Origin of the sequence: Pseudonocardia halophobica, assembly GCF_050948485.1 — a bacterium.
Lineage (GTDB): Bacteria > Actinomycetota > Actinomycetes > Mycobacteriales > Pseudonocardiaceae > Pseudonocardia > Pseudonocardia halophobica.
Genome location: NZ_CP192046.1, coordinates 4319005 through 4343136 on the forward strand (window position 1 = coordinate 4319005; position 24132 = coordinate 4343136).

19 protein-coding genes are annotated in these 24132 nt (G+C 76.4%); 11 read left to right on the top strand and 8 right to left on the bottom strand.

Annotated features, from left to right (window positions below; all coding sequences use genetic code 11):
• Positions 1 to 45 precede the first annotated feature (45 nt).
• The 4 genes from ACQP04_RS20565 to dut form a co-directional block, all read right to left on the bottom strand.
• Positions 46 to 780: a DUF3159 domain-containing protein gene (locus tag ACQP04_RS20565; protein ID WP_433502182.1), complete on the bottom strand. Its 735-nt coding sequence runs from the start codon at positions 778 to 780 to the stop codon at positions 46 to 48.
• A 44-nt stretch (positions 781 to 824) separates the two neighbouring features.
• Positions 825 to 1205 carry an OB-fold nucleic acid binding domain-containing protein gene (locus ACQP04_RS20570; protein WP_037051928.1) on the bottom strand — a complete coding sequence of 127 codons (381 nt, stop codon included), beginning with the start codon at positions 1203 to 1205 and terminating at the stop codon, positions 825 to 827.
• Positions 1206 to 2075: 870 nt separating this feature from the next.
• Positions 2076 to 5477 (bottom strand): DUF3710 domain-containing protein, encoded by a 3402-nt coding sequence (locus ACQP04_RS20575; RefSeq protein WP_433502183.1) that lies wholly within the window; start codon positions 5475 to 5477, stop codon positions 2076 to 2078.
• Positions 5474 to 5950 (bottom strand): dUTP diphosphatase, encoded by a 477-nt coding sequence (gene dut, locus ACQP04_RS20580; protein WP_433508407.1) that lies wholly within the window; start codon positions 5948 to 5950, stop codon positions 5474 to 5476. Before dut ends, ACQP04_RS20575 begins: the two co-directional genes overlap by 4 nt.
• Before the next feature lie 62 nt (positions 5951 to 6012).
• Here dut and ACQP04_RS20585 point away from each other — a divergent pair, with 62 nt between their 5' ends.
• Complete coding sequence (locus ACQP04_RS20585) at positions 6013 to 6501, top strand: DUF3093 domain-containing protein (protein WP_433502184.1); 489 nt, start codon at positions 6013 to 6015, stop codon at positions 6499 to 6501.
• A 93-nt stretch (positions 6502 to 6594) separates the two neighbouring features.
• On the opposite strand, the gene ACQP04_RS20590 is transcribed toward ACQP04_RS20585, so the two are convergent.
• Positions 6595 to 6897: a DUF4193 domain-containing protein gene (locus tag ACQP04_RS20590; protein WP_232872866.1), complete on the bottom strand. Its 303-nt coding sequence runs from the start codon at positions 6895 to 6897 to the stop codon at positions 6595 to 6597.
• Positions 6898 to 7226: 329 nt separating this feature from the next.
• On the opposite strand from ACQP04_RS20590, the gene cei reads away from it, so the two are divergent.
• Complete coding sequence (gene cei / locus ACQP04_RS20595; protein ID WP_433502185.1) at positions 7227 to 7868, top strand: envelope integrity protein Cei; 642 nt, start codon at positions 7227 to 7229, stop codon at positions 7866 to 7868.
• 15 nt (positions 7869 to 7883) lie between these two features.
• On the opposite strand, the gene ACQP04_RS20600 is transcribed toward cei, so the two are convergent.
• Entirely contained in the window at positions 7884 to 8765 is an 882-nt protein-coding gene (locus ACQP04_RS20600) for an inositol monophosphatase family protein (protein WP_433502186.1), read from the bottom strand.
• 324 nt (positions 8766 to 9089) lie between these two features.
• Here ACQP04_RS20600 and ACQP04_RS20605 point away from each other — a divergent pair, with 324 nt between their 5' ends.
• The 5 genes from ACQP04_RS20605 (at position 9090) to ACQP04_RS20625 (ending at position 15067) form a co-directional block, all read left to right on the top strand.
• Complete coding sequence (locus ACQP04_RS20605) at positions 9090 to 10466, top strand: RNA polymerase sigma factor (protein ID WP_433502187.1); 1377 nt, start codon at positions 9090 to 9092, stop codon at positions 10464 to 10466.
• Between the two features lie 189 nt (positions 10467 to 10655).
• Entirely contained in the window at positions 10656 to 12068 is a 1413-nt protein-coding gene (locus ACQP04_RS20610; RefSeq protein ID WP_433502188.1) for an FAD-binding oxidoreductase, read from the top strand.
• The gene (locus ACQP04_RS20615; RefSeq protein ID WP_433502189.1) at positions 12068 to 12907 is read left to right on the top strand and encodes a class I SAM-dependent methyltransferase; all 840 of its coding nucleotides are present in this window, start codon (positions 12068 to 12070) and stop codon (positions 12905 to 12907) included. The genes ACQP04_RS20610 and ACQP04_RS20615 overlap by 1 nt, the downstream gene beginning before the upstream one ends.
• Before the next feature lie 55 nt (positions 12908 to 12962).
• Positions 12963 to 13910 (top strand): NAD-dependent epimerase/dehydratase family protein, encoded by a 948-nt coding sequence (locus ACQP04_RS20620; RefSeq protein WP_433502190.1) that lies wholly within the window; start codon positions 12963 to 12965, stop codon positions 13908 to 13910.
• The gene (locus ACQP04_RS20625; protein ID WP_433502191.1) at positions 13907 to 15067 is read left to right on the top strand and encodes an FAD-dependent monooxygenase; all 1161 of its coding nucleotides are present in this window, start codon (positions 13907 to 13909) and stop codon (positions 15065 to 15067) included. Before ACQP04_RS20620 ends, ACQP04_RS20625 begins: the two co-directional genes overlap by 4 nt.
• Before the next feature lie 7 nt (positions 15068 to 15074).
• Here the strand turns inward: ACQP04_RS20625 and ACQP04_RS20630 are convergent, their stop codons facing one another.
• Complete coding sequence (locus ACQP04_RS20630; protein ID WP_433502192.1) at positions 15075 to 15830, bottom strand: AfsR/SARP family transcriptional regulator; 756 nt, start codon at positions 15828 to 15830, stop codon at positions 15075 to 15077.
• A 78-nt stretch (positions 15831 to 15908) separates the two neighbouring features.
• Here ACQP04_RS20630 and ACQP04_RS20635 point away from each other — a divergent pair, with 78 nt between their 5' ends.
• From ACQP04_RS20635 to ACQP04_RS20650, 4 genes are all read left to right on the top strand, one after another.
• Positions 15909 to 16520, top strand: a complete 612-nt coding sequence (locus ACQP04_RS20635) for a TetR/AcrR family transcriptional regulator (protein WP_433502193.1) — start codon at positions 15909 to 15911, stop codon at positions 16518 to 16520.
• A gap of 93 nt (positions 16521 to 16613) precedes the next feature.
• Positions 16614 to 19346 carry an AAA family ATPase gene (locus ACQP04_RS20640; RefSeq protein ID WP_433502194.1) on the top strand — a complete coding sequence of 911 codons (2733 nt, stop codon included), beginning with the start codon at positions 16614 to 16616 and terminating at the stop codon, positions 19344 to 19346.
• A gap of 45 nt (positions 19347 to 19391) precedes the next feature.
• On the top strand, positions 19392 to 20960 hold the full coding sequence (locus ACQP04_RS20645; RefSeq protein WP_433502195.1) for an FAD-dependent monooxygenase: 1569 nt from the start codon (positions 19392 to 19394) through the stop codon (positions 20958 to 20960).
• Positions 20961 to 21012: 52 nt separating this feature from the next.
• The gene (locus tag ACQP04_RS20650) at positions 21013 to 22269 is read left to right on the top strand and encodes an MFS transporter (protein ID WP_433502196.1); all 1257 of its coding nucleotides are present in this window, start codon (positions 21013 to 21015) and stop codon (positions 22267 to 22269) included.
• Here the strand turns inward: ACQP04_RS20650 and ACQP04_RS20655 are convergent.
• Positions 22242 to 23864, bottom strand: a complete 1623-nt coding sequence (locus tag ACQP04_RS20655) for a flavin-containing monooxygenase (protein WP_433502197.1) — start codon at positions 23862 to 23864, stop codon at positions 22242 to 22244. The genes ACQP04_RS20650 and ACQP04_RS20655 overlap by 28 nt on opposite strands.
• Positions 23865 to 24132: the final 268 nt, after the last annotated feature.

Here is a 24132-nt window from a genome sequence, read left to right on the forward strand (position 1 = left end):
CCGACTCGTCGACGGCGGGCCGGCGGTCGTGCTCCGGGGGGCTGCTCAGCCGGCGGCCGGGGTGCGCTCGGCGCGGCGGACGGCGACGACCGTCCCGACGATCGCGAGGCCGAGCAGCGGGTAGCCCATGGCCAGCCGGGCGATGCCGAGCCAGGTCTCCTCGTCGGCGTTGTACAGCCAACCCTGGACCACGAGGCGGGCGGCGAACACCAGCGCCCACAGCGCGCTGGCCCAGCTGTACGCCCGGAGCATGCGCGGGTTGCGGCGCCAGCCCTGGCCGTGCCCGTTGACGGCGTGCCAGATCACCCCGGCGAGCGGCCACCGCACGATGATCGAGACGAGGAAGGCGAGCCCCAGCGCCGCGCTGTACAGCAGGCCCGGCAGGTAGAAGCCGCGGGCCTCGCCGGTGCGGTAGGCGATGAAGGCACACACGGCCACACCGAACAGCCCGGAGACCGCCGGCTGGAGCGGTTGCCTGCGGGCGATGCGGAACAGCGCCACCAGCACACCGGCCACGACGGCGGCGATCAGGGCCGGCTTCAGCTCGAACAGGACGTTGGCGACCACGAAGACCGCCACCGGCACCGTCGAGGCGATGATGCCCGGGATGCCGCCCATCTGTTCGAGGAGCGTGGGCCGGCGCTCCGAGTCGTCGCTGTCGTCGGTGCCGTCGGTCTCGGAGATCTCCCGGATCTCCCCCGGCGCACCGACCGGTTCCTCGGCCGGGACGCGCGGGATCGGGCCCGTGGCCGAGTCGTGGTCCGCCGGCTCGCGGGTCACCCGCGGGATCCGGGTGGTCGGCTGGTCCCCTACGGGACCCGGCGTCACTGCGCCTGGCAGATCTCGTAGTACGGGTTGTACAGGACCTTCCGGCCGTCCCGGACCGAGATCCGGCCGCGCACCCGCATCGTCCGGCCCGGCTCGATGCCCGGGATCCGGCGTCGACCCATCCAGACCAGCGTCACTCCCTCGGTGCCGTCGTACAGCTCCGCCTGGAGCTGCGCGCTGCTGTCGTCCTCGGGGCAGAACTCCACACTCCGGAGGCGACCCAGCATGGTCACCTCCTGTCCGCACGCACACTCGCTCGCGCGCTGCGCGCCGGAACGTTCGGAATCCTCGGACAGGTCGTCCGCGTCCAGGACGTCGACGTCGCTGGTGAGCTTGCGAAGCATGCGGCGGAACGCCCCACCGTCCGTGCTGCCCATCTCTCTCCTCGGCTGCTCGGGCGCGGGCCGTCTCCCTTGATCCGGCCGCTGCCCGTGCAAGGGTAACGCGGGAGAAACGGGATGTGTGCCCGGAACGGGCGGCATCCCGCCCCCGGACGCGATCCCGATCTCCTTCGTCGGTGAGCGGCCAGATCATCGCGACGACGCGCGGCTCCCCGGACGGGTGATGCGGCTCAGCGTGCCCGAATTGTGTCGGTATGGGCGGATTCGCGGCGGTGGAGTTCCCGTTCGTCGTCACGGTGGGTGGGTGTGACGCTGGTCTCGTGCCGTTCGGCGTGCCGGTGGGCGCGGGGTGGGTCTCGCACACCCGGTTTGGTCGGCTCTCACACCTCGAGTGAGCACGGCACAGGCTGTCGACGGCGTGTGGCGCGCTGCGTCGGTTGTGCCGGGCCGGGCGTGGGGTGCTTCCCCGACGCGCCCATCGGCCCCGTCCGCCAGCAGGGGTCGTCGAGTGGTTGTGCGAAGTCGGGAGACGGCAGGACCGACGCGAGGCCGCGAGAGCAGCCGCTCAATGGGCGGACCGCCGCATGAACGCCGGGCGCGGGGCGACGGGCGCTGGTGGAAGAGCGCGGCACCACCCGCGGGGCGACGCAACCGACGGAGCGCAGCACACCCGGAAGGGCACGACACAACTCGTCGCCGGGGTGTGCCGCTCTCCTCCTGGGTGTGGCAGCCGCCAGAACGGGTGTGCGAGTCCGGAGCTCACCACTTCCGAGCCGGAGGCGGCCGTGGGGCCGGAAGGTGGGCGACCGAGGCCCCACGAAACGAAGGCGCGCGGCACACCCCGTTGGCGGGGTCTGCCGCGCTCCTCGGCGGTGTGCCGGGTCGATCGCCGCGGGTGTGGCCGGCCTATTCGGGTCGGCGGTGGCGGCCGCGGTCCGGGTCGGCACCGTTGAGCGGGTCGGCGTCGAGGAACGACAGCGCCGGTCGGGAGCCCGGGCCCTCGCCGTGGCGGCGGTTTCCGCCCGGCTCGGGTTCGCCGGGGCCGGGTTCCTGGGAGCCGTGGCCGTTCGGCCCGCCGTGTCCGTTCGCGGCATCGTGCCCGAACCCGCCATAGCCGTTCTGGTCACGCTGGCCGCGGACGCCGTCCGACGGGCCGTGGCCGTTCTGGTCCCGCAAGCGGTCCGACGGGCCGTGGCCGTTCGGTGCTCCGTATCCGTTCGGAACGCCGTGGCCCTCCGGGCTCCCGCCGCCGTTCGGGCCGCCGTGGGCGGGCGAGCCGCCGTAGCCGTTCGGGCCGGCCCAGCCGTTGCGGCCGCCGTGGCCGTTCACCCCGGGGCCGGCGTGCCCGTTCACCGGGCCGTAGCCGTTGCGAGCGGCGGGACGGTGGTCGGCGGCGCGGTCGGCGGACTCGGCCATGAGGGCGTCGAACAGGCTGGTCGGGACGTCCGCCGGCGAGCCGGGACCCGTCCGGACGCCCGCGAACCCGGTCACCTCGCGGCCGCCGCCCTGCGACGACCAGCCGGACGCGGTGTAGCCGTACTGCGGCAGCCGGCCGGAGTCCCGGTCGACGGTCTCGTAGCCCGGGCCCGGCGGCTGGTGCACGGTCGGCGTCCAGCCGTCCGGACGGCCCTCCGCGGCGTGACCGCCGTGCGAGGGCGCGTCGTAGAGGCCGCCGCGGGTTCCGCGGTCGCCCTGGGTGGGCTCCGGGGCGGCGCGGCGGCGGCCGCTCGGCTGCTCGCCGGGCAGACCGCCGTTCGCGGACGGGTCCCCGCTCCCCCACGCCGGTGCGCCGGCCCGACCACCGCTCGGCTGCTCCGAGGGCCGGTCCTGCCACGACGGGATCTCGGCGCGCTGACCGCCCACCGTCGGGCCGGAGTGCTGCGGCCCACCGAACCGGCCGCCCTGCTCCGTGCCCCACGCGGACGCAGCCGGCGACTGCGACGAGCCGCCGGCCCAGGGGTCCTGCTGCTCGCTGCCCCAGCCCGGTGCGGACGCCGCGCCGGCACTCGGCTGCGCGGAACTGCCGCCCTGCTGGTCCGGTGCCCAGCTGGAGGGGTTCACGTTCGCACCAGGGCCGAACTGCGGGGAGCGGCCGGTCCGACCGTCGTCCTGCGGCTCGGCCGCCCAGCCGGAGTGCCGCGGGCCGTCGGCCTGCTCGGTGGCCCGGCCGGGGCGCTCCACGTCGTCCGGAGCCGCGAACCGCGGGTCCCGCCCGGGCTCCGACGACTGCTGCTCGGCCCAGCGGGAGAGCGCGGGGTCGCCGTGACGACCGCCGGTCGCGAAGCCACCGCTCGCCTGGTCGGCCGTCGGTCCGGAATGACGCGGGCCGCCGCTCCAGCCGCTCCCGCCGAACTCACCGGAGGCCGGGTCGCGGCCCGCACGGTCCTCGGCGGACCGGTCGGGCCGGTTCGCGGTCGCCCAGCCGCCGCTGTGCGGATCGGCGGCCTGCGGAGCGGGCTCGACGGGCTGGTCGCCCCAGGACCCGGGACCACCCGCACCCCGCCCGACGACGGGCAGGGCGCGCGTCTCGCCCGCGCCGGTCGCGCCACCCCGGGCGCCCGGGGTGGCGCGCGGGAATCCGCCGGATCCGGTGTGCGCGCCGGTCGAGGGCGCGGCGGGACCACCGAAGCGCGGGTCCTGACCGGCCGCCGGGTATCCGGTCCCGGCCGGGCCGGTCGGCGCGAACCCCGCGCCCTCGGCCTCCGACGGGGACCCGGCGGGGGTGTTCCCCGTGCCGGGGCCGTACGGACCGGGACCGGCCGCGGCGTACGGACCGCTCGGGGCGTCGACGGGGTCACCGAACGAACGCGGGCCCGAGGACGGAGCGCCCGCCGGACCGCCGAGGCCCGGAGCGGGCGTGTAGCCGCTCTGGGTGGCCGGGCCGCCGAACGGCGCCCGGCCGACCGGGCCACCGGTGCCCGGACCCTGGTACCCGCTCTGCGTGGCCGGGCCGCCGAACGGGGCCTGGCCGACCGGGCCACCGGTGCCCGGACCCTGCGCGTACCCACCGGTCGGGCCGCCGAACGGTGCCTGACCGCCGACCCCCGGGCCAGGCGTGTACCCGCTCTGCGTGGCCGGAGCGCCGAACCCGGCACCGCTCGCGCCAGCGGAAGCAGGGCCACCGGAGGCAGGACCACCCGGCCGGCCACCGAAGCCGGGTCCACCGGCACCCGGACCACCGAAGCCGGGACCGCCGACCGAGGGCCTACCGAACCCGCCGCCCGCCGGCCGTCCGCCGGCCGGGCCACCGAACTCCGGACCACCGACCTGAGGACCGCCGAACTGGGGCTGACCAGGTCGCGGCCCAGCAGGGCCGTGCTGCGGCGCCCCGGGCCCACCGGCCCCGAGAGCACCGGCCCCGGGAGCACCGGCACCAGGACCACCGACATCAGCACCGCCGACACCAGCACCGCCGACACCAGCACCGCCGACACCAGCACCGCCGGGCCCGGGGTCCGCGGACGCCGCGGGCGCGAGCGGAGCGGCACCGCCCGGCACCCCACCGCCCGGGGCGCCGGCCTGTCCGACCCCGACCTGCCCGGTCCCGGCCCCGGCCGGACCCGCAGGAGCCTCCGCGACAGCCTCCGTCGACTCCCCCGCCTCGTCGGCCGGGGTGACCGACCGGGTCCGCAGGGTGAGCGTGGCTTTGGGCTGCGGGGCCTCGGCGTCGGGGTCGGGGGTCTCGTCGACCGCCGAGGGGAGCGTCAGCGGCAGCACGGTCCGGGGCGGGTACGGCGACTTGCCGCGCACCACGATCGTGCCGCGCAGCATCCGCCGCATCTCGGCGTCGAGGCGCTCGGCCTGCTCCTCGGGGCCCGCGGCAACGCCGTAGACCATCCACCGCTCGCCGTCGATGCCCACGAACACCGACGAGGCGACCTGCGTGGTCGCGCGCAGCTCCCGGCCCCATTCGCCGGTGTACGAGCGCACGGTGGCGCCGCCCTCGCGCAGCGACTGCGCGATCTCCTCGCAGAGGTCCTTCCACAGCCCGCCCGAGCGCGGCGCGGCCAGCGCGGACAGCGACAGCCGCCCACCGCCCGGCATCGTGATGTGCACCGCGGACAGCCGCGCGCCGTCCTCCGGCTCGACGACGCTGCCCTGCGGCGGGATCGGCACCTGCACGGCGCCGAAGTCCATGCGCGTGAGCGCGTCGGTCATCTCGGGGTCGAGCTTGGCGACGTCGAACGGGCCGAAGTCCGGCCCGTCGTACTCGCTGTCGTACTCCTCGTCGTACTCGCCGTCGTACCCGGTCTCCACCGAGTCGTCGGCCTCCAGGTCCTCGAGGTCCTCGCCGTAGCGGACGCTCACGGTCCGTCCCCTCCCGCCAGCCGGTCGTGCCCACCCGTCGAGCCGTACCCGCCCGGCCCCCGGTCGGAGGCCGGGAGCTCGGGCACCTCGACGAAGCGCGCGTACTCCACCTTCTGAACGACCAACTGGGCGATCCGGTCACCCCTGCGGAGCACGATCTCCTCGCGGGGGTCGTGATTGATCAGACACACCTCGATCTCGCCGCGGTATCCGGCGTCGATCGTGCCCGGCGTGTTGACGACCGACAGCCCCGCGCGGGCGGCCAGCCCGGAGCGCGGGTGCACGAAGCCGGCGTAGCCCATGGGCAGGGCGATCGCGACGCCCGTGCCGACGACGGCGCGCTCACCGGGGGCGAGGACGACGTCGGACGTGGTCGCGAGGTCCGCCCCCGCGTCGCCGGGTCGGGCGTACGCGGGCAGCGGCATGTCGGGGTCGAGGCGGGTCAGCAGCACGTCGACGAGCGGCGTGACCATCGGCTCGTGCGGGGGAGCATCGATCGGGCCGGGCACAACGGGCGACGTTACAGTGGGTCGTCGTGAGCGAGCACCCGTCCAGCGCCGGTCCTGCGACGTCCGGCCGTCCTGGGTTCGACGAGCGGTTGAGTACACCGCTCTGGTGGTTCCTGTTCGCCGGCGGCGTCGCCGTGCTGCTGGGCGCCGAGATCCACATGGGTTATCCGGGCGTGCGCTCCTGGATCGGCTATGCCGTGCTGATCCCGCTGGCGCTGCTGGTGGTGTGGCGCCTGGGCAGCGTGCGGGTCCAGGTGACCGATACCGAGCTGGTGGCCGGCGACGAGCGGATCGCGCTGGAACACGTCGGCCGCACCCAGATCGTGTCCAGGAAGGACAAGCAGCAGGCGCTGGGCCCGGAGCTGGACCCGATCGCCCACGTGCTGCACCGGGGCTGGATCGGCCCGGTCGTGCGGATCGAGACGCGCGACCCCGCGAGCCCGGTGCCGTACTGGGTCGTCAGCACCCGCCGCCCGGAGGAGCTGGTTGCCGCGCTGAGCGCCACCCGCGCCTAGCCCCGAGAACGCCGAAAGGGGCGTCCCGGGGATCCGGGACGCCCTCGTCGGTGTCCGCGTCGTTCGACGCCGGGTCGGTCCGGCGGCGGTCCGTCAGGCCGCGCAGTCGCGGCAGATGAACAGGTTGCCGCGGGTCTCGGCCAGCCGGCTGCGGTGGTGCACCAGGAAGCAGCTGCCACAGGTGAACTCGTCCGCCTGCTTCGGCAGGACCTTGACCGTGAGCTCCTCGCCCGAGAGGTCCGCCCCCGGGAGCTCGAAGCTCTCCGCCGTGTCCGACTCGTCGACGTCGACCACGGACGACTGCGCCTCGTTCCGACGGGCCTTGAGCTCGTCGAGCGAGTCCTCCGCCATGTCGTCGGCCTCGTTGCGCCGCGGTGCGTCGTAGTCGGTAGCCATCGTTCCCACCCTCAGTACTCTTCGTCTTCTGTCGTGCCGCTGCACAACGTCCCGGCCGCAGGCGTTTGTGCCCGGCATCGGAGTGACGCCGGTCTCACCCGTTTGCGGAACGGCGCAGCCCTTGCCGGGACCAGGGCAGGGACCCGCCGGCGCGGCCCGTGACCGGGCCCCGCGAAACGTCGTTGCTCCCCCGTCGGCGCGCAGAGGGTAGCCGAGCGGTCAAGCCCCCGGCACCGGGCCCACCCGTGTCGCCCGCCCGCCGGGGACCGGTGGGGGCGTTAGGGTTCCGCCGTGCTGATCCGCGGGGTGTGTTCGGGTGGGGTGGACGCGTGAGCGCGGGGCTGCGTCCCTACCGGCGGCGCCGGTCCCGGCCGGTCGCGATCACCGTGGGCGCGCTCGCCGTGGCCGCCCTGGTGACCTGGACGATCGTGTTCTTCAACGCGGCCGCCGAGTCCGGCCTCGCCGCGTGCAACACCTCCGCCTCGGGCGCCGCCGGCGAGGTGCTCGACTCCGACGCGCTGGCCTCGGCCGCCCCGACGCCACCGGCGGACATCCGGACGACCGTGCTCAACGCCGGCGGCCAGCGCGGGCAGGCCAACCTCGTGGCCGCCCAGCTCGGCGACCTGGGCTTCGGGGAGGCCCGGCAGCCGGACAACGACCCGCTCTACCCCGGGGGCGACCTGGAGTGCCACGGCCAGCTGCGGTTCGGGCAGTCCGGCGAGGGCTCGGCGGCGACGCTGCAGCTGGTCCTCCCCTGCCTTGAGCTGGTCCGCGACGAGCGGGGCGACGACTCGGTCGACGTCGCCGTCGGGACCGCGTTCACCGACGTCAACCCCAACCGCGCCGTCCGAGACGCCCTGGAGCAGCTCGGCGCCCCCGGTTCCGGCGAGACGGGCGAGGGCCAGCAGGTGGCCGCGCCCCAGCTCGACCCGCAGGTGCTGGCCGAGGCGCGCGAGGCCGCCCGCTGCTGACTCCGGCGGACGAGGTCAGACGTCCGCGGCGCCCGCCTCCCGCAGGAGCTCCTCGAACGCCTCGGCGACGCCGGGGGTGGCCGCGAGCGTGACGTCCTCCCCCAGCTCGGCGCCGTCCGCGCGGGCGCGCCCGGGCGCGGGCCGCACGCGCACGAGGGCCCCGGCCTCCTGCGCGACGAGCGCCGCGGCCGCCCAGTCCCACCAGTTGATGCCGTGCTCCACGTAGGCGTCGAACCGGCCGGCGGCGAGGGCGCACAGGTCGAGCGCCGCCGATCCGGTCCGCCGCAGGTCACGGACCCGCGGGAGCACGGCCGCCATCATCGCGGCCTGCCGCGCGCGGCGGCCCGCGTCGTAGGAGAAGCCGCACGCCACCAGCGACTGGGAGAGCTCGGTCTCGGTGGTGACCCGCAGCGGCACGCCGTCGCGGGTCGCGCCCGCCCCGGCCGCCGCGCTCCACACCACGCCCGACGCCGGCTCGACGACCGCGCCCGCCAGCGACACCCCGTCCCGCACCGCCGCGACCGACACCGCGTACCAGGGCAGCCCGTAGAGGTAGTTCACGGTGCCGTCGATGGGGTCCACGACCCAGCGCGCGGCCCCCGCGTCGCCCGCCGCCTCCTCGCCGTACACCGGCTCGCCCGGCCGCAGCTCCGCGAGCCGCTCCCGGACGAGGCGTTCGAGGGCCCGGTCCGACTCCGTGACGACGTCGGTCGGCGTGCTCTTGGTCCCGACCGCCCCGGTCTCCCGGGGTGCGGGCAGGGTGCGCAGGTGGGCGGCCGCCTCCCCCGCCACCTGGACCGCGACACGCCGGAGCTCGGCGAGCTCCGCGGCCTCCGGAAGTGTGGTCGCGTCCGTGCCGGGTACTCCGGCGCCGGCCGGGGCACTGCTCGTGGTCATGTCACCCATCCGACCACAGCCCGCAGGTCGGCGAGGGGTTCGGCCCCGCACGTGGGGTGCCGCCCGGCGCAGCGGGACGTCCGTCCGGCCCGTCCGGGCCCTCTCTGAACCGATGCGGGTGCTCTGAGGAGGGCGCGACCGGCAAGCACCGGGCGCAGGCGTAGTTACAATGGCGGAGAACTTCACCCCCGGGACGCGCGCCGACCCCACGAGAAACGGCGGCGACCGGCGAGGCGAAGTCACTCGAAGCCAGCCGGACCGGAGCGCCCGCCGCGTTCTCGGCAGCTCCGGCGGACCGCAAGCGCACGCAGCGAGAGGGCCTAGGTGGCAGCCGCAGACTCCGCAACCCGAACCGACTCGACCGTGGACGAGACGGCGGCCGCACCCGCCCGTCGTGGCCGCGAGGCGGGTACCTCGACGAAGTCCCGGCCGGCGCGCCCACGTGGGGGTGCGAAGACCGGTCCCAAGACGTCGGCCAAGAAGAAGGCGACCTCGCCCGAGGGCGACGAGGAGGCCGTCGACCTCGACGACGCCGAGCTCGGTGAGGACGTCGAGCTCGAGGACGTCGAGATCGAGGACGTCGAGGAGGACACGGCCGAGGTGGCCGAGGACTCCGCCGACGAGGAGGACGAGGACGACGAGGAGGAGGAGCCGGCCAACACCGGCGCCAACCGTCGCGCCCCGACCACCCGCTCCTCCCAGCAGAAGTCGACCGAGTTCGTCTGGGACGAGGAGGAGTCCGAGGCCCTGCGCCAGGCGCGCAAGGACGCCGAGCTCACCGCCTCGGCCGACTCGGTCCGCGCCTACCTCAAGCAGATCGGCAAGGTCGCGCTGCTCAACGCGGAGGAGGAGGTCGAGCTCGCCAAGCGGATCGAGGCCGGCCTCTACGCCGCCGAGCGGCTGCGCCGGGCCATCGAGGCCTCGGAGAAGCTCTCGCCGCAGCTGCGCCGCGACCTGCGCTGGATCGTCCGGGACGGCGAGCGGGCCAAGAACCACCTGCTCGAGGCGAACCTGCGCCTCGTCGTCTCGCTGGCCAAGCGCTACACCGGCCGCGGGATGGCGTTCCTGGACCTGATCCAGGAGGGCAACCTGGGCCTGATCCGTGCGGTCGAGAAGTTCGACTACACCAAGGGCTACAAGTTCTCGACCTACGCGACGTGGTGGATCCGCCAGGCCATCACCCGCGCGATGGCCGACCAGGCCCGCACCATCCGCATCCCGGTGCACATGGTCGAGGTCATCAACAAGCTCGGCCGCATCCAGCGCGAGCTGCTCCAGGACCTGGGCCGCGAGCCCACCCCGGAGGAGCTGGCCAAGGAGATGGACATCACCCCGGAGAAGGTGCTGGAGATCCAGCAGTACGCCCGGGAGCCCATCTCGCTGGACCAGACCATCGGCGACGAGGGCGACTCGCAGCTCGGGGACTTCATCGAGGACTCCGAGGCGGTCGTCGCGGTCGACGCGGTGAGCTTCACGCTGCTGCAGGACCAGCTCCAGTCGGTGCTGGCCACGCTGTCCGAGCGCGAGGCGGGCGTCGTCCGGCTGCGGTTCGGCCTCACGGACGGCCAGCCCCGCACGCTCGACGAGATCGGCCAGGTCTACGGCGTGACCCGCGAGCGGATCCGCCAGATCGAGTCGAAGACCATGTCCAAGCTGCGCCACCCGTCGCGGTCGCAGGTCCTGCGGGACTACCTGGACTGAGTCGAATCCGACGCGCGGCCCCGGGCTCCCGGCCCGGGGCCGTCGTCGTTCCCGGGCGCGCCCCGCACGGAGGTACGTACGCACCTCCCGGCGCGGCAGCCGTCCCCGGAGTCGACGACGGGCGTTAACGCCGCCGCTGATCCACACGTGCTCGGAGACGTACTTCTCGATCACGCACAGGAGCAGCGCATGAGCCTCACCACCGACACCCCGGAGCTCGGCTCCCTGGTCACGGGCGCGGTCCTCGCCCCCGGCGACCCGGGGTACGCCGACGCCGCCGCCGGCTACAACCTCGCGACCGAGCACCGGCCGGACCACGTGGTCCGGGCCGCGGACGCGCAGGACGTCGTGGCGACCGTGGGGTACGCCCGGGAGACCGGGCGGCGGGTGGCCGTGCAGGCGACCGGGCACGGCGCCGCACCGGCGGGCCCCGGGACGGTGCTGCTGGTGACCGCGGACCTCGACGCCCTCACGGTCGACCCCGCGGCCCGCACCGCGACGCTCGGCGCCGGGGTGCGCTGGCAGCAGGTCCTCGACGCGGCGGCCCAACACGGTCTCGGCGGGCTGTGCGGCTCCTCGCCGGGCGCCGGTGTCGTCGGCTACACCCTCGGCGGCGGCCTCAGCCCGATCGGCCGGACCTTCGGATGGGCGGCGGACAACGTGCGGTCGATCGACGTCGTGACGCCCGACGGCGTGCTGCGCACCGTCGACGCCGACCACGATCCCGACCTGTTCTGGGCCCTGCGCGGCGGCGGCGCGGCGTTCGGGATCGTCACCGCGATGACCATCGACCTCGTGGAGGTGCCGGAGCTCTACGCGGGCGGGATCTTCGTCGACGCCACGACGGCCGATGTCCCCGGCCTCCTGCGCACCTGGCGGAACTGGGCGGAGGCGCTGCCCGAGACCGCCGGTCCCTCCGTCGCCCGGCTCAACCTGCCGGACCTGCCGATGCTGCCGGAGCCGTTGCGCGGCAAGGCCGTGGTGCACATCCGGTTCGCGTTCGTCGGCGACGCCGCCGAGGGCGAGCGGCTGATCGCACCCTTGCGCGCCGCGCTGCCCGGGCCCCTGCTCGACACGGTCGGCCCGCTGCCGGTGCCCGCGTTCGCCGCCATCCACGCCGACCCGGTCGACCCGATGCCGTTCGTGGACCGCGGCGTCATGCTCGCGGAGCTGCCCGACGCGGCGCTCGACGCGTTCGCCGACGTCACCTCGCCCGCCGCCGGGCTGCCGTTCGTGCTGAGCGAGATCCGGCTGCTGGGCGCGGCCTTCGCCCGGCCGCCGGCGGTGCCCAACGCGGTGGCCGGTCGGACCGCGCCGTACTTCGTGGACTCCGTCGGGATGCTGGTGCCGCCGATCGCCGAGCACGTGCCCGGTGCCCTCGCCACGATCGTCGAGCGGCTGCTGCCCTGGTCGACCGGTGGCACGACCACGAACATCGCCGGCGGCGTCGACCCGGAGGCGGTCGAGCGGCTGCGGGCCGGGTTCGGTCCGGAGACCGTCGCCCGGCTCGACGCGCTGCGGGCCGAGGTCGACCCGGACGGCCTGCTCGACCCGGCCGCCCGTTGGACCAGCCCGCCGCTGCTGCCCGCCCAGGGCGTCTGATGGCGGTCGGCCCGTCGGGGGCCGCCCCGAACGCCGAGCAGCGGGCGCAGTGGGGCGGGGACCTCGGACTGCTCTGGGCGACGCGCGCCGCGCAGTTCGAGGCGTCCGCCGCGGGCTACGACGCGCTGCTGCTCGAGGCCGCCGAGCTCGCGCCGGGCCTGCAGGTGCTCGACGTCGGCTGCGGGACCGGGTCGGTCACCCGCAAGGCGGCCGCCGCCGTGGCGCCCGACGGCACCGCGACCGGTGTCGACATCTCGGGCCCGATGCTGCAGGTCGCGTGGGACCGCAGCGCCGGACTGGGTGGCGTCACGTTCCTCGAGGCCGACGCCCAGGTGCACGACTTCGCCGGCCGGTACGACCGGGTGATCAGCCGCTCGGGCGTGATGTTCTTCGGCGACCCGCCCGCCGCCTTCGCCAACCTGGCGCGGGCGCTGCGGCCGGGTGGCCGGGTGGCGTTCGTCGTGTGGCGCTCGGTCGCCGAGAACGCCTGGATGCACCGGCTGATGCGCGCGCTGACGGGCCGCATGCCCCCGGAGCCGCCGCCCGGGCCGGGCGCCTTCGGCCTCGCCGATCCGGAGCGGGCCCGGGCCCTCCTGGAGGGGGCGGGGCTCGCCGAGGTCGGGGTGGAGCCGTGCGCGGCGCCCGTGGTGCTGGGCCGGGACGTCGAGGAGGCGTTCGGGCTGGTCCGGCAGATCCTGGCAGGGGGACTCGACGGCCTGGGCCCGGTCGACCGGGAACGGGCGATCGTGGCCCTGCGCGCGGTCCTGGCGGAGGGGGCGGGACCCGACGGCGTCGCGCTCGGCTCGGCGGCCTGGCTGCTGACGGGGCGCGCGCTCTAAGCGAACTCGAAGCGGTCCGGTCGAAGATACGCCTACGTATCTTCGAGGAGGGGTGATGGAGTCCGACCTGCACGTCGTGGTGGGCGCGACCGGAGGGACGGGCGCCGCGCTCGCCCGGGAGCTGGTGCGGCGCGGGCACCGCGTCCGGGCGGTGAGCCGCGGGGGCGGTGGCGACCAGAACGGCGTCGAGGCCGTGACCGGCGACGCGACCGACGCCGGCCGGATGCGGGAGGTGTGCGCGGGGGCCGCGGCCGTCTACAACTGCGTCAACCCGCCCTTCGACCGCTGGCGGGAGGCCTTCCCGGCGGCGGTGCGCGGCACGCTCGCCGGTGCGGCCGCCGCCGGTGCGCGCCTCGTCTTCGCCGACGACACGTGGATGTACGGCCGCGTGCACGCCCCCATGACCGAGGCGACGCCGGTACGACCGGTGTCCGCCAAGGGCGTGCTGCGCGCGTGGCTGGCGGAGATGGTGCTGGCGGCGCACGCCCGCGGCGACTGTCCGACCGTCGTCGCCCGGGCCGGCGAGCTGTACGGGCCGGGCGTCGACTCGGTGCTCGGCCCGGCACTGTTCGGCGCGGCCGCCGCCGGCCGCCCGCCGCGGTGGATCGGGGCGCTGGACCGCCCGCTCACGCCGTCGTTCGTCGAGGACTTCGCCCGGGTGCTCGCCACCCTCGGCGAAGCACCCGCCGACGACCTGGGCCGGGTCTGGCACGTGCCCCACCCGGCGCCGACGACCGGCCGCGAGTTCGTGGCGGAGATCCGGCGGCGCACCGGCTGCCGGGCCCCGCTCGTGCGCGTCGGGTCGCGGGCGGCCCGGTCGCTCGGCCTGGTGTGGCCGCTGGCCCGCGAGGGCGCCGAGCTCGTCTACCAGTTCGAGATGCCGTTCGTGGTCGACGGTTCCGCCTTCGCCGCGCGGTTCGGGTTCACCCCGACGCCCTGTGCCGAGGGCATCGCGCGCACGCTCGGGCTCGCGGCCGACAGTCCGGTGGCGGTGCCGGCATGAGGGCGGTGGTGATCGGGGCCGGCATCGGCGGGCTCGCCGCCGCGGCGGGCCTGCGCCGGGCGGGGGTCGACGTCGTGGTGCTGGAGCGCTCGCGCGAGCTGCGGCCGGTCGGCGCAGGGATCTCCCTGTGGGCCAACGCCTTCACCGCGCTCGACGCCCTCGGCCTCGGCCGCGCGGTCCGCGCGCGTACCGGTCCGGCGGCTGCGGCACTGCAGGCCGGCCAGCGGTCCCCCGACGGACGGCGGCTGTCCCGGACCCCGGCCGCAGCCGTCGCCGGGCTCGGCGTGCTGCACCGCGCGGAGCTGCAGGAGGTCCTGCTCGCTGCAGCGGGCGAGGTGTGGCTCGGAGTGGAGGTCACGGCGGTGTCGCCCGACGGCCGCCACGTGGTGCACTCCGGCGGCCGCGAGGAGGCCGATCTCGTGGTGGCCGCCGACGGGATCCACAGCGGGGTGCGGGCGTCCTGGCCGGGCGATCCCGGCCTGCGCTACGCCGGGTACTCGGCCTGGCGGGGCGTCACGAGCAGACCCGTTGATCTGCTCGGCGCGGCCGGGGAGACGTGGGGGCGCGGGCTGCGGTTCGGTCTGGTCCCGCTGCGCGACGGCCGGGTGTACTGGTTCGGCGTGACGTCCGGTCCGCCCGGGTGCACCGCGCCCGACGAGCACGCCGCCGCACGGGAGGCGTTCGCGGGATGGCACGCGCCGATTCCGGCGGTGCTCGCGGCGACCCCGTCCGACGCCGTGCACCGCGGCGACATCATGGACCTCGCCGAGGCCCCGCCGACCTTCCGCCGGGGACGCTGTGTGCTGCTCGGCGACGCCGCGCACGCCATGACGCCGGATCTCGGGCAGGGCGGCGGGCAGGCGCTCGAGGACGCCGCGACCCTGGTCCGCCTCGTCGGCCCGCCGGCCGCGTGGTCCGCCGGGGAGCTCGACGCCGCGCTGGCCCGCTACGACGCGCTCCGCCGGCCCCGCACCGCACGCCTGATGAAGGCGGCGCGGCGGGTGGGTGCGGTGGCGCAGGCCGGCTCTCCGCTGGGTGCGGGCCTGCGCGACCTGGCGCTGCGGCTGACTCCGGGCGCGCTCGCCGGCGGACCGTTGCGGCGGGTGCAGGCCTGGCGACCCCCGCCGGAGCGGCACCCGGCCGCGACGGGCACCTGAGCGCGTGTCACACCGCGGTCAGGACCTCCCGCTCCGCCGCCTGCAGCGCAGGCCCGGGATCGAGGCCGAGCTCGCCGGCAAGCAGGGCCCGCACCGCCTTCAGGTCGGCGAGCGCCTCGGCGCGGCGGCCCTGCCGGTGCAGCGCGCGGATCCGCAGCTCCCAGCCGCGCTCGCGCAGCGGGTGCCGCCGGACGTGCGCCCCGGCGGCCGCCGCGGCCTCCCCTGCACGGCCGCGCTCCAGCAGGGCCGCGAGCCGGTCCTCCTGCGCCCCGAGCCGCAGCTCGGTGAGCCGGGCGACCTCGGGAGCGAGCACGCCGAGGTCCGCGACGTCGGCGTACGCCGGGCCGTGCCACAGGGCGAGGGCGGCGTCGAGCAGCGGCAGTGCCTGCTCCGCCCGCCGCCCGGTCAGCGCCGCGGCGCCGTCGGCCGCGAGCACGGTGAACCGCTCGGCGTCGACCGCGCCGGGCGGGAGGTCCAGCGCGTAGCCGGATGCCCGTCGCACGACGACCCGGGGCGCCTCGCCGGGCCCGCGGGCGGGTTCGAGGGCCGACCGCAACGTGGAGACGTAGAAGTGCAGGGTGCCGACGCCGGGCGTGCGCCGACCCGCCCACACCTCGTCGAGCAGCCGCTCCGCCTCGACCGTCTCGCCGGCCGCCGCCACGAGGGTGGCGAGCAGGGCCCGTCGCCGGGGCCCGCCGAGGGCTGCCGGCCGGCCGTCGACCGTCGCTCCGACGGGGCCCAGGACCGTGATGGCGACGTCCACGACGACCTCCGAAGATACGTTCCCGTTTCTTGTAAGGGACGCTAGAGTGCCGCTCGTGAGATACGCAAGCGTTTCTTCATGGGTCGGGTCGTGACGACCCCGGTCCGCCGGCGCCGGGGGGCCGAGCTGGAGCGGGCGATCCGCCGCGCCGTCCTCGCGCTGGTCACGGCGCGCGGGCCTGCGGGGGTGACGATGGAGGCGGTCGCCGCGCACGCCGGAACGTCGAAACCCGTGCTGTACCGGCGCTGGCCGGACCGCTCGGCACTGCTGCGCGACACGCTCCTGCACGCGGCCGGCCGCTCCATCCCGACACCGGACACCGGCACCTACCGGGGCGACCTGCTCGCCGTCCTCCGCGGCTGGGCGGCCACCCTGACCAGCCCGGCGTCCGCCCCTGTGGTGGCGGCGATCGTCGGCGCGATGCAGCAGGACGCCGAGCTGCGCGAGGCCTTCCGGGAGAGCGTGATCGGCTGGCGGAAGGCCGAGATGGCCCGGCTGATCCGGCGCGGCGTCGAGCGGGGCGAGCTGCGCCCGGACGTCCCGGTCGAGTTCGCCCGCGAGCTGGGCCAGGGCGTGCTCTGGCACCGTTTCCTCATCACCGGCGACCCGATCGACGACGAGGTCGTGGTCCGCATCGTCGACGAGATCGTGATGCCGTTCGTGGCCGCCCGCCCGCAGCCGCGTCCCTGAGCAAGGCCTGGGCAAGGCCCCGGATCAACGCCCCTGATCGACGCCCCTGCATAACGGCTTCCCGACGTCGCCCGACCGCGCTTCACTGACCGGGTGCAGACCGTCGTCCGCAGCCCCGTCCTGGTCGGACGGGCGGCCGAGCTGGCCGAGGTGCGCCGGCTCGTCGCGGCGACGGCGGCGGGCGGCGGCGGGTCGGTCGCCGTCGTCGGCGAGGCCGGGATCGGCAAGACCCGCCTGCTCGACGAGATCGCCTCCGCGGCGGCGACCGCCGGGCTCACCGTCCTCACCGGGCGCGCGGTGCCCGGCGGCGGCGTGTTCCGGCCGCTCGCCGAGGCCGTCCTCCCCCGGCTCGACGACCCGGCGGGCGACGGCGACGCGGTCCGGCCGTACCGCGCGGCGCTGGAGCGGCTGCGCTCCGGCACCGGGCCCGAGTCCGGACCCGGTGCCCCCGACCAGGCCGTGGTCCTCGGCGAGGGGCTGCGCCGGCTGCTGCGGGCGACCGCGCCGGGCGGCTGTGTGCTGCGGCTCGAGGACCTGCACTGGGCGGACCGGGACACCCTCGCGACGGTCGCGTCCCTGACCGGTGCCGGCCCCGGGCTGCTCGTCGCGGTGTCGTGCCGCCCCGGTCCCGCCGCCACACGGCTCGCCGCGGCCCCGGGCCTGCGGGTCCTGCCGCTGCGGCCGCTCGATCCGGCCGGGGTCGCGGCGCTGGTCGCGGCCTGCCGGGACGGCACTCCCCCGTCCGACGACGAGGTCGCGGCCCTGCACGCCCGCTCGGAGGGCCTGCCGTTCGTGGTCGAGGAGATGCTGGCGGCGCCCGGGCGGGCGGTCCCGCCGACGTTCGCGGCGCTGGTCGAGGGCCGGCTCGACGCGCTGGCACCGGCGGCCCGCCGGGCGGTGGAGGCCGCCGCGGTGCTCGGCCCGGCGCCGGACTGGCAGGTCCTCGGGCCCGTGGCCGGGCTCGGCGAGGACGAGGTCGGCGAGGCGCTGCGCGGCGGGGTCCGCGAGGGTCTGCTGGCGCGCGAGGCCGGATCGGGCCGGGCGGAGCTGCGCTGGCCGCACGCCCTGACCCGGGAGGCGGTCCTCGCCGCGCTGCTCCCGCCCGAGCGGGCCCGCCTCGCGGCCCGGGCCGCGGAGGCGCTCGCCGCGGCCGGGGCGGGCCCGGCCGCGGCCGCGCTGTTCGCCGAGGCCGGGCGGCCCGATCGCGCGGCCGGGCTCTACCTGCGCGAGGCGCGGGCCGAGGCCGCGCGGGGCGCGCTGCGCGCGGCAGCCGACCACCTCGACGCGGCCGAGCGCGCCGGGCCCGGCCCGCCCCTCGACACCGAGGTGCTGCGGGAGCGCATCCGGGTGCTCACCCTGACCGGCCGCGCCCACGAGGCGCTGGACCTCGGCGCGGCCCGGCTGCCCGGCGTCACCGGGGACCGGCACGCCGACCTGTGTCTCGACCTGGCGCGCACCGCGGTCGTCGCCGGGCGGTGGGCCGTGGCGGACGACTTCGTCGAGCGGGCCGGGCGGCCCGACGACCCGCGCTCGGCGGTGCTGCGCGCCGACGCCGCCTTCGGCGCGGGCCGGGTCGACGAGGCCGCGGACCTCGCGGCCCGGGCCGTGGAGCGGGCGGAGGCCGCGGCGGCGCCGGAGAGCCTGTGCGAGGCGCTCGGCGTGCTCGCCCGCACCCGCTGGCGCACCGACCTGGCCGCGACCTCCGCCGCCTTCCGCCGCGCCGCGCAGGTCGCCGCCGAGCACGGGCTGGTGCCGTGGCGGGTCACCGCGCTGTTCGGTGCCGGGATGATGGAGGCTCTCGACGGGGACGAGCACCCCACCCTCGAGCTCGCCCGCAGTCTGACCCGGGACGTGGGAATGCTCGCCCACCTGGCCTCGGCGGAGATCATCCTGGCCGACGTCGCGCTCATGACCGACGGTCCGGCCGCGGGTGAGGCGCACTCCCGGCGCGCCCTGGACACGGCGTTGCGCCTGCACCTGCCGGCCCTCGCGGACATCGGCCGGATCCAGACCGCGGCCGCCCTCGCCGCCCGCGGCGACGCGGTCGGCGCCGAGGCCCTCCTCGCCGAGGTCCTCGAACCGAGCCCGGGCAACCGCGCCACGATGGCGCTGGCCCGGGGCGTGGGTGCACTGGTCGAGCACGACCTGCCGCGCGCCGCCCGGGAGTTCGACGCGGAGATCGACCGGGTGCTGGAGCACCGGGCGACGCCCCTGCTCGCCCCGGTCGGCGCCTGGCTGCTGGTCCACGCCGTCCTCGACGGCGGCGAGCGGGCACGCGCGCAGCTGACCACCCATCCGTCCGGGCTGTCCCGGTCGATCCGCGCCGCGCTCGCGTACGCCGACGCGGTCGCCGCCGGGCGCGCCGGGCGGGCGGCGGAGGCGGCCCGGGCCCGCGCCCGCGGCGACGAGCTGCTCGGGCGGCGGGCGTGGTGGCGGCGCCTGCTCCACCCGATGGTCCTCGGGTGCGCGGTGCGCGACGGCTGGGACGACCCCGTCCCCCTCCTGCGCGCCGATCTCGCCGCCCACGAGGCGGCCGGTGCGGAACTGCAGGCCCGCACCTGCCGCGACCTGCTGCGGGCCGCCGGGGCGCCCACCCGCGGCCGGCACGGGACGACGGTGCCGGCCGGGCTGCGGGAGAAGGGTGTGACCCGCCGCGAGTACGAGGTGCTGGCGCTGGTCGGGCGCGGGCTCACCAACCCCGAGATCGCGCAGCGGCTGGTGCTGTCCCGGCGGACGGTGGAGACGCACGTCGCGAACCTGCTGGCCAAGACGGGCGCGGCCCGGCGCACGGAGCTGCACCGGTGGGCCGGGGGCCAAACTCGGTAGTTCTCACGGATCCGCCGGGCGCCGCCGCGGCGGACAGTTCCGGCCATGCAGACGAACCCCAGCCCGATCGAGACCGACGTCCTGGTGGTCGGGGCCGGCCCCGCCGGGCTCGCCACGGCCCTGGCCGCCGTGACGCACGGGGCGCGCGTCCTCGTCGTCGAGCGGCGCGGCACCACCTCGACCATCCCGCGCGCCACCGGCGTGAGCACCCGGACCATGGAGATCCTGCGCGAGTGGGGCCTCACCGAGGCGGTGCTGGCCGGCGCGGTCGGCGACGTCCCGCCCCGGATCGCGGTCGCCGACACCCTCGCCGGTCCCGTCCGCGAGTACCGCGACGTCGGGTACCCCTCGCGGCGCGAGGCGCTGCGGGCCAGCCCGACGCACCCGCTGCTGTGCCCGCAGGACCACCTGGAACCGCTGCTCGTCGCGGAGCTGCGCCGCCGCGGGGGCGAGGTCCGCTTCGACAGCGCGCTCATCGACCTGACCGTCGCGGACGGGGTGGAGGCGCGGCTGGCCGGCGGCGAGCGGGTGCGGGCCCGGTTCGTCGTCGGGGCCGACGGCCCGCGCAGCCGTGTCCGCTCCGCGCTCGGCATCGGTCTGCGGGACCTGGGCACCCTCGGCGACTACGCCCAGGTGCTGTTCCGCCCGGACGCGGCGTCGGGGGTCGAGGCGCTCTTCGCCCGCGAGCCGAACGTGCTGTGGAGCATCGAGCACCCGGAGGCGGCCGGGGTGCTCCTGCCCGTGGGCGGGGGCCGCTGGTGCTACGCCCGGCAGCTCCACGACGGACGTGACTGCACCGGCGCCGAGGGCATCGCGGCCCACACGCCGGAGTTCTGGCGGTGGCTGCTGCGCACGGCGACCGGCCTGCCCGACCTCGAGCCGCAGCTGCTGGGCATGCAGGCCTTCACGATGGCCGCCGCGGTCGCCACGGCGGTGCGCTCCGGCCCCGGGTTCCTCGTCGGCGACGCCGCGCACCGGATGACCCCGGTCGGCGGCAACGGCATGAACACCGCGATCCACGACGGCCACGAGCTGGGCTGGCGGCTGGGCTGGACGGTCCGCGGCTGGGCGGGTCCGGCGCTGCTCGACTCGTACGTCGAGGAGCGTGAGCCGATCGGCCGGGCGCGGGCGCTGCGCTCGCTGCGCCCCGGCGGCACCGACCCGATCGACGGGCTGGCCGGCGACCTCGGGACGGCCTACCGGTCCTGCACGGTCGCCACCGGGCCCGCCGACGGAGAGCTGCGCCTCGGGACCGGGACCGCACGGCCCGGCGAGCGCATCCCGCACGTCTGGGTCCGGACCGACGGCGGCCGCCGGGCCGTCCTCGACCTGCTCGGCCCCGGGTTCACCCTGTTCACCGGCGCGGTGGACGCGGACTGGCGCACCGCGGCCGCGCACCTGCCGGTGCCGGTCGAGGTCCCGGCGGTCGGCGACCGGGTCGCCCGCCGCTGCGGGCTGGGGCCGCGCTCGGCCCTGCTGGTGCGGCCGGACGGCGTGATCGCCTGGCGGCACGACGCCGGCGCGCGGGAGACCGCGGCCGACCACGCCCGGGCGCTCGCCCGGGCCGTCGGGACGGCCGTGGGCCTGGAGCCCGCCGTGGCCTTCGCCGCCTGACGGGGGCGAACACCCGGCGGTGTCCCCGGTGCGTTCCGTACGCTGCACGGTGATGGCGAGCGGCACGACCGGGGAGACCGGCACGACGGGTCGGTCGGCGGGTGGGGCACCGGGACCGGGGCGGACGGAGCGGCGGGCGCGGATCGCGGTCGCCGCGGTCTTCCTCACCAACGGGGCGATGTTCGCGAACCTGCTCCCCCGCTACCCCGAGATCAAGGCCTCGCTGGAGCTGAGCAACGCGCAGCTGGGCACCGCGGTGGCGGCCTTCCCGTTCGGGGCCCTCCTGGCCGGGTTGACCGCATCGACGCTGGTCCGGCGGTTCCGCTCGTCGCGTGTCGCGACCTTCGGCATGGTCGTGGTCGCCGTCGGCATCCTGCTCGCCGGGCTGGCCCCGAACTGGGGCCTGCTGGCCGGGGCGCTGTTCGTGGCGGGGGCCGCGGACGCGGTGGTCGACGTCGGGCAGAACGCCCACGCCCTGCGCGTCCAGCGCCGCTACGGCCGCTCGATCTTCAACTCCTTCCACGCCACGTGGAGCGCCGGATCGGTGCTGGGCGGGCTGATGGGCTCCGCCGCCGCCGGGCTGGCGCTCCCCCTCGGCCTGCACCTGGGCGTCTCGGCCGGGATCTTCGTGACGGTCGCGCTGGTCGCGTACCGCTTCCTGCTGCCCGGCCCGGAGGACTCCGAGCGCGAACCCACCGCCTCGCCGGCGCGCGGGCGTTCCCGCGCCGGCGGGCGCGCCCTGCTCGTCGTGCTGGTCCTCGGCGTGATCGCCTCGGCCGGCGCCCTGGTCGAGGACTCCGGCGCCTCCTGGGCGGCCGTCTACCTGTCCGGCAGCCTCGGCGCCGCCGCGGCGGTCGCCGGCCTCGGTTTCGTGGCCCTGCAGGCGCTGGAGTTCCTGGGCCGGGTGGTCGGTGACCGGCTGGTCGACCGGTTCGGGCAGCGGGCGGTGGCGCGGGCCGGCGCGGCGATCGTGGTCGTCGCGATGGGGCTGGCCCTGGCCTTCCCGACGGTCCCGGGCACCATCGTCGGGTTCGGCCTGGCCGGGCTCGGGGTGGCGACGCTGATCCCCGCCGCCATGCACGCCGCCGACGAGCTGCCGGGGCTGCCCACCGGGGCGGGCCTGACGGTCGTCAGCTGGCTGCTGCGGGTCGGGTTCCTGGTGGCGCCGCCCGTCGTCGGGCTGGTGGCCGACGCGACCTCGCTGCGGGCGGGCCTGCTCGTCGTCCCGCTCGCCGGGCTGGTGATCCTCGCGGGCGCACAGGTGCTGCCCCGCCGCAGGACTCACGCGGAGAGCACGAAGCCCTCGTAACCCTTCTCCGCGACCTCCGCGCAGGTCTTCGCGTAGGTGGCCATCCCGCCCGCGTACGGCATGAACACCCGCGGCTTGCCCGGCACGTTCGCCCCCAGGTACCAGGACGTCGAGGCCTGCGGCAGCAGCGTCCGGTGCGCCACCTCGTTGACGTGCGCCACCCAGGCCCGCTCGGCCTCCTCCGTGGTCTCCATCCGCGACACGCCCTTCTCCCGCAGGTGGACGAGGCAGTCCGCGATCCACTCCACGTGCTGCTCGATCGCCGTCGGCATGTTGCACAGCACCGAGGGGCTGCCCGGCCCGGTGATCGTGAACAGGTTCGGGAAGCCTGCGACCTGCAGCCCGAGGTGCGTCACCGGGCCCGCGGCCCACTTGTCCCGCAGCGGGACCCCGCCAGCGCCGCGGATGTCGAAGCCGAGCAGCGGGCCGGTCATCGCGTCGAACCCGGTCGCGAAGATGATCACGTCGAGCGGGTGCTCCTCGCCGGTCCGGATCCCGGCCGGGGTGATCTCGCGGATCGGGTCGGCGCGCACGTCGACCAGAGACACGTTCGGCCGGTTGTAGGCCTCGAAGTAGTCCGTGTCGATCGGCGGGCGCTTGGTGGCGAAGCCGTGGTCGCGCGGGGTCAGCTTCTCCGCCGTCGCGGGGTCCCGGACGACCGCCCGGATCTTGTCCCGGATGAAGTCCGACGCCGTGTCGTTGGCCTCCCGGCTGGTCAGCAGGTCGGCGAAGGACGCGCGGAACTTCAGGCTCCCCCGCTCCCACGCCTTCTCGTAGATCGCGGTGCGCTCCGCCTCGTCCACGGCGAGCGCCGAGACCTCGCTGATCAGGAACGGGTGGCCGTTCGTCGACGCCCGCTGGATCCGCCGGATCTCGTCGTAGCGCGCCTTGACCTCGGCGCGCTCGGCGGCGGACACGGGGCCGTTGCGCGCGGGGATGCTGTAGTTCGCGGTGCGCTGGAAGACGGTCAGGTGGGCGGCCTCCTTCGCGACCACCGGCACCGCCTGGATCCCCGTCGAGCCGGTCCCGACGATCCCGACCCGCTTCCGCGCGAGGTCCACGCCCTCGTGCGGCCAGCGCCCGGTGTGGAACCACTCGCCGGCGAAGGTGTCGAGTCCGGGGATGTCCGGGACGTTGGCGGTCGACAGGCAGCCGACGGCCGTGACGAGGAACCGGCAGGTCAGCGTGCGGTCGGCCGTGCGCACCGCCCAGGTGGAGGTGGCGTCGTCGAAGGTCGCGGACTCGACCCGGGTGCCGAGGTCGATGTCCCGGTGGAGGTCGAACCGCTCGGCCACGTGCTCCAGGTAGGCGCGGATCTCGAAGTGCTCCGGGTAGCGCTCGGTCCACTCCCACTCGTGCTGGAGCTCCTCGTCGAACGAGTACGAGTAGTAGTAGCTCTCGGAGTCGCAGCGCGCGCCCGGGTACCGGTTCCAGTACCACGTGCCGCCGACCCCGTCGCCCTGCTCGAGCACCCGCACGCGGAAGCCCTCGGAGCGCAGCCGCTGCAGGGCGTACAGGCCGGAGAACCCCGCGCCGATCACCACCACGTCGAGCTGCGTGTCCCGGTCGCTGTCCGGACCGTTGCGAAACGTCATCGTTCCCTCCTGCCACCCCACTCTGCGCGACACCGCCGTGATCCGCCAGATGCACCTGCCTCAACCCCGTGAGCGGCAACTGCCCCTACAGGGGCAGTCGGCACTCACGACCTCGGCTGACCTGCGGTGATCTCCCACAGCGCCGCGACGACCGGGCGGCGCAGGTCGGCCCGCCGCACGCAGAGGCCGATCGGGAAGGGCGCGAGCCCTGCCCGCGCTCGCCGCCCCCGCGGACCCCAAGCTGGTGCAGGCCTTCCTCGACAACCCG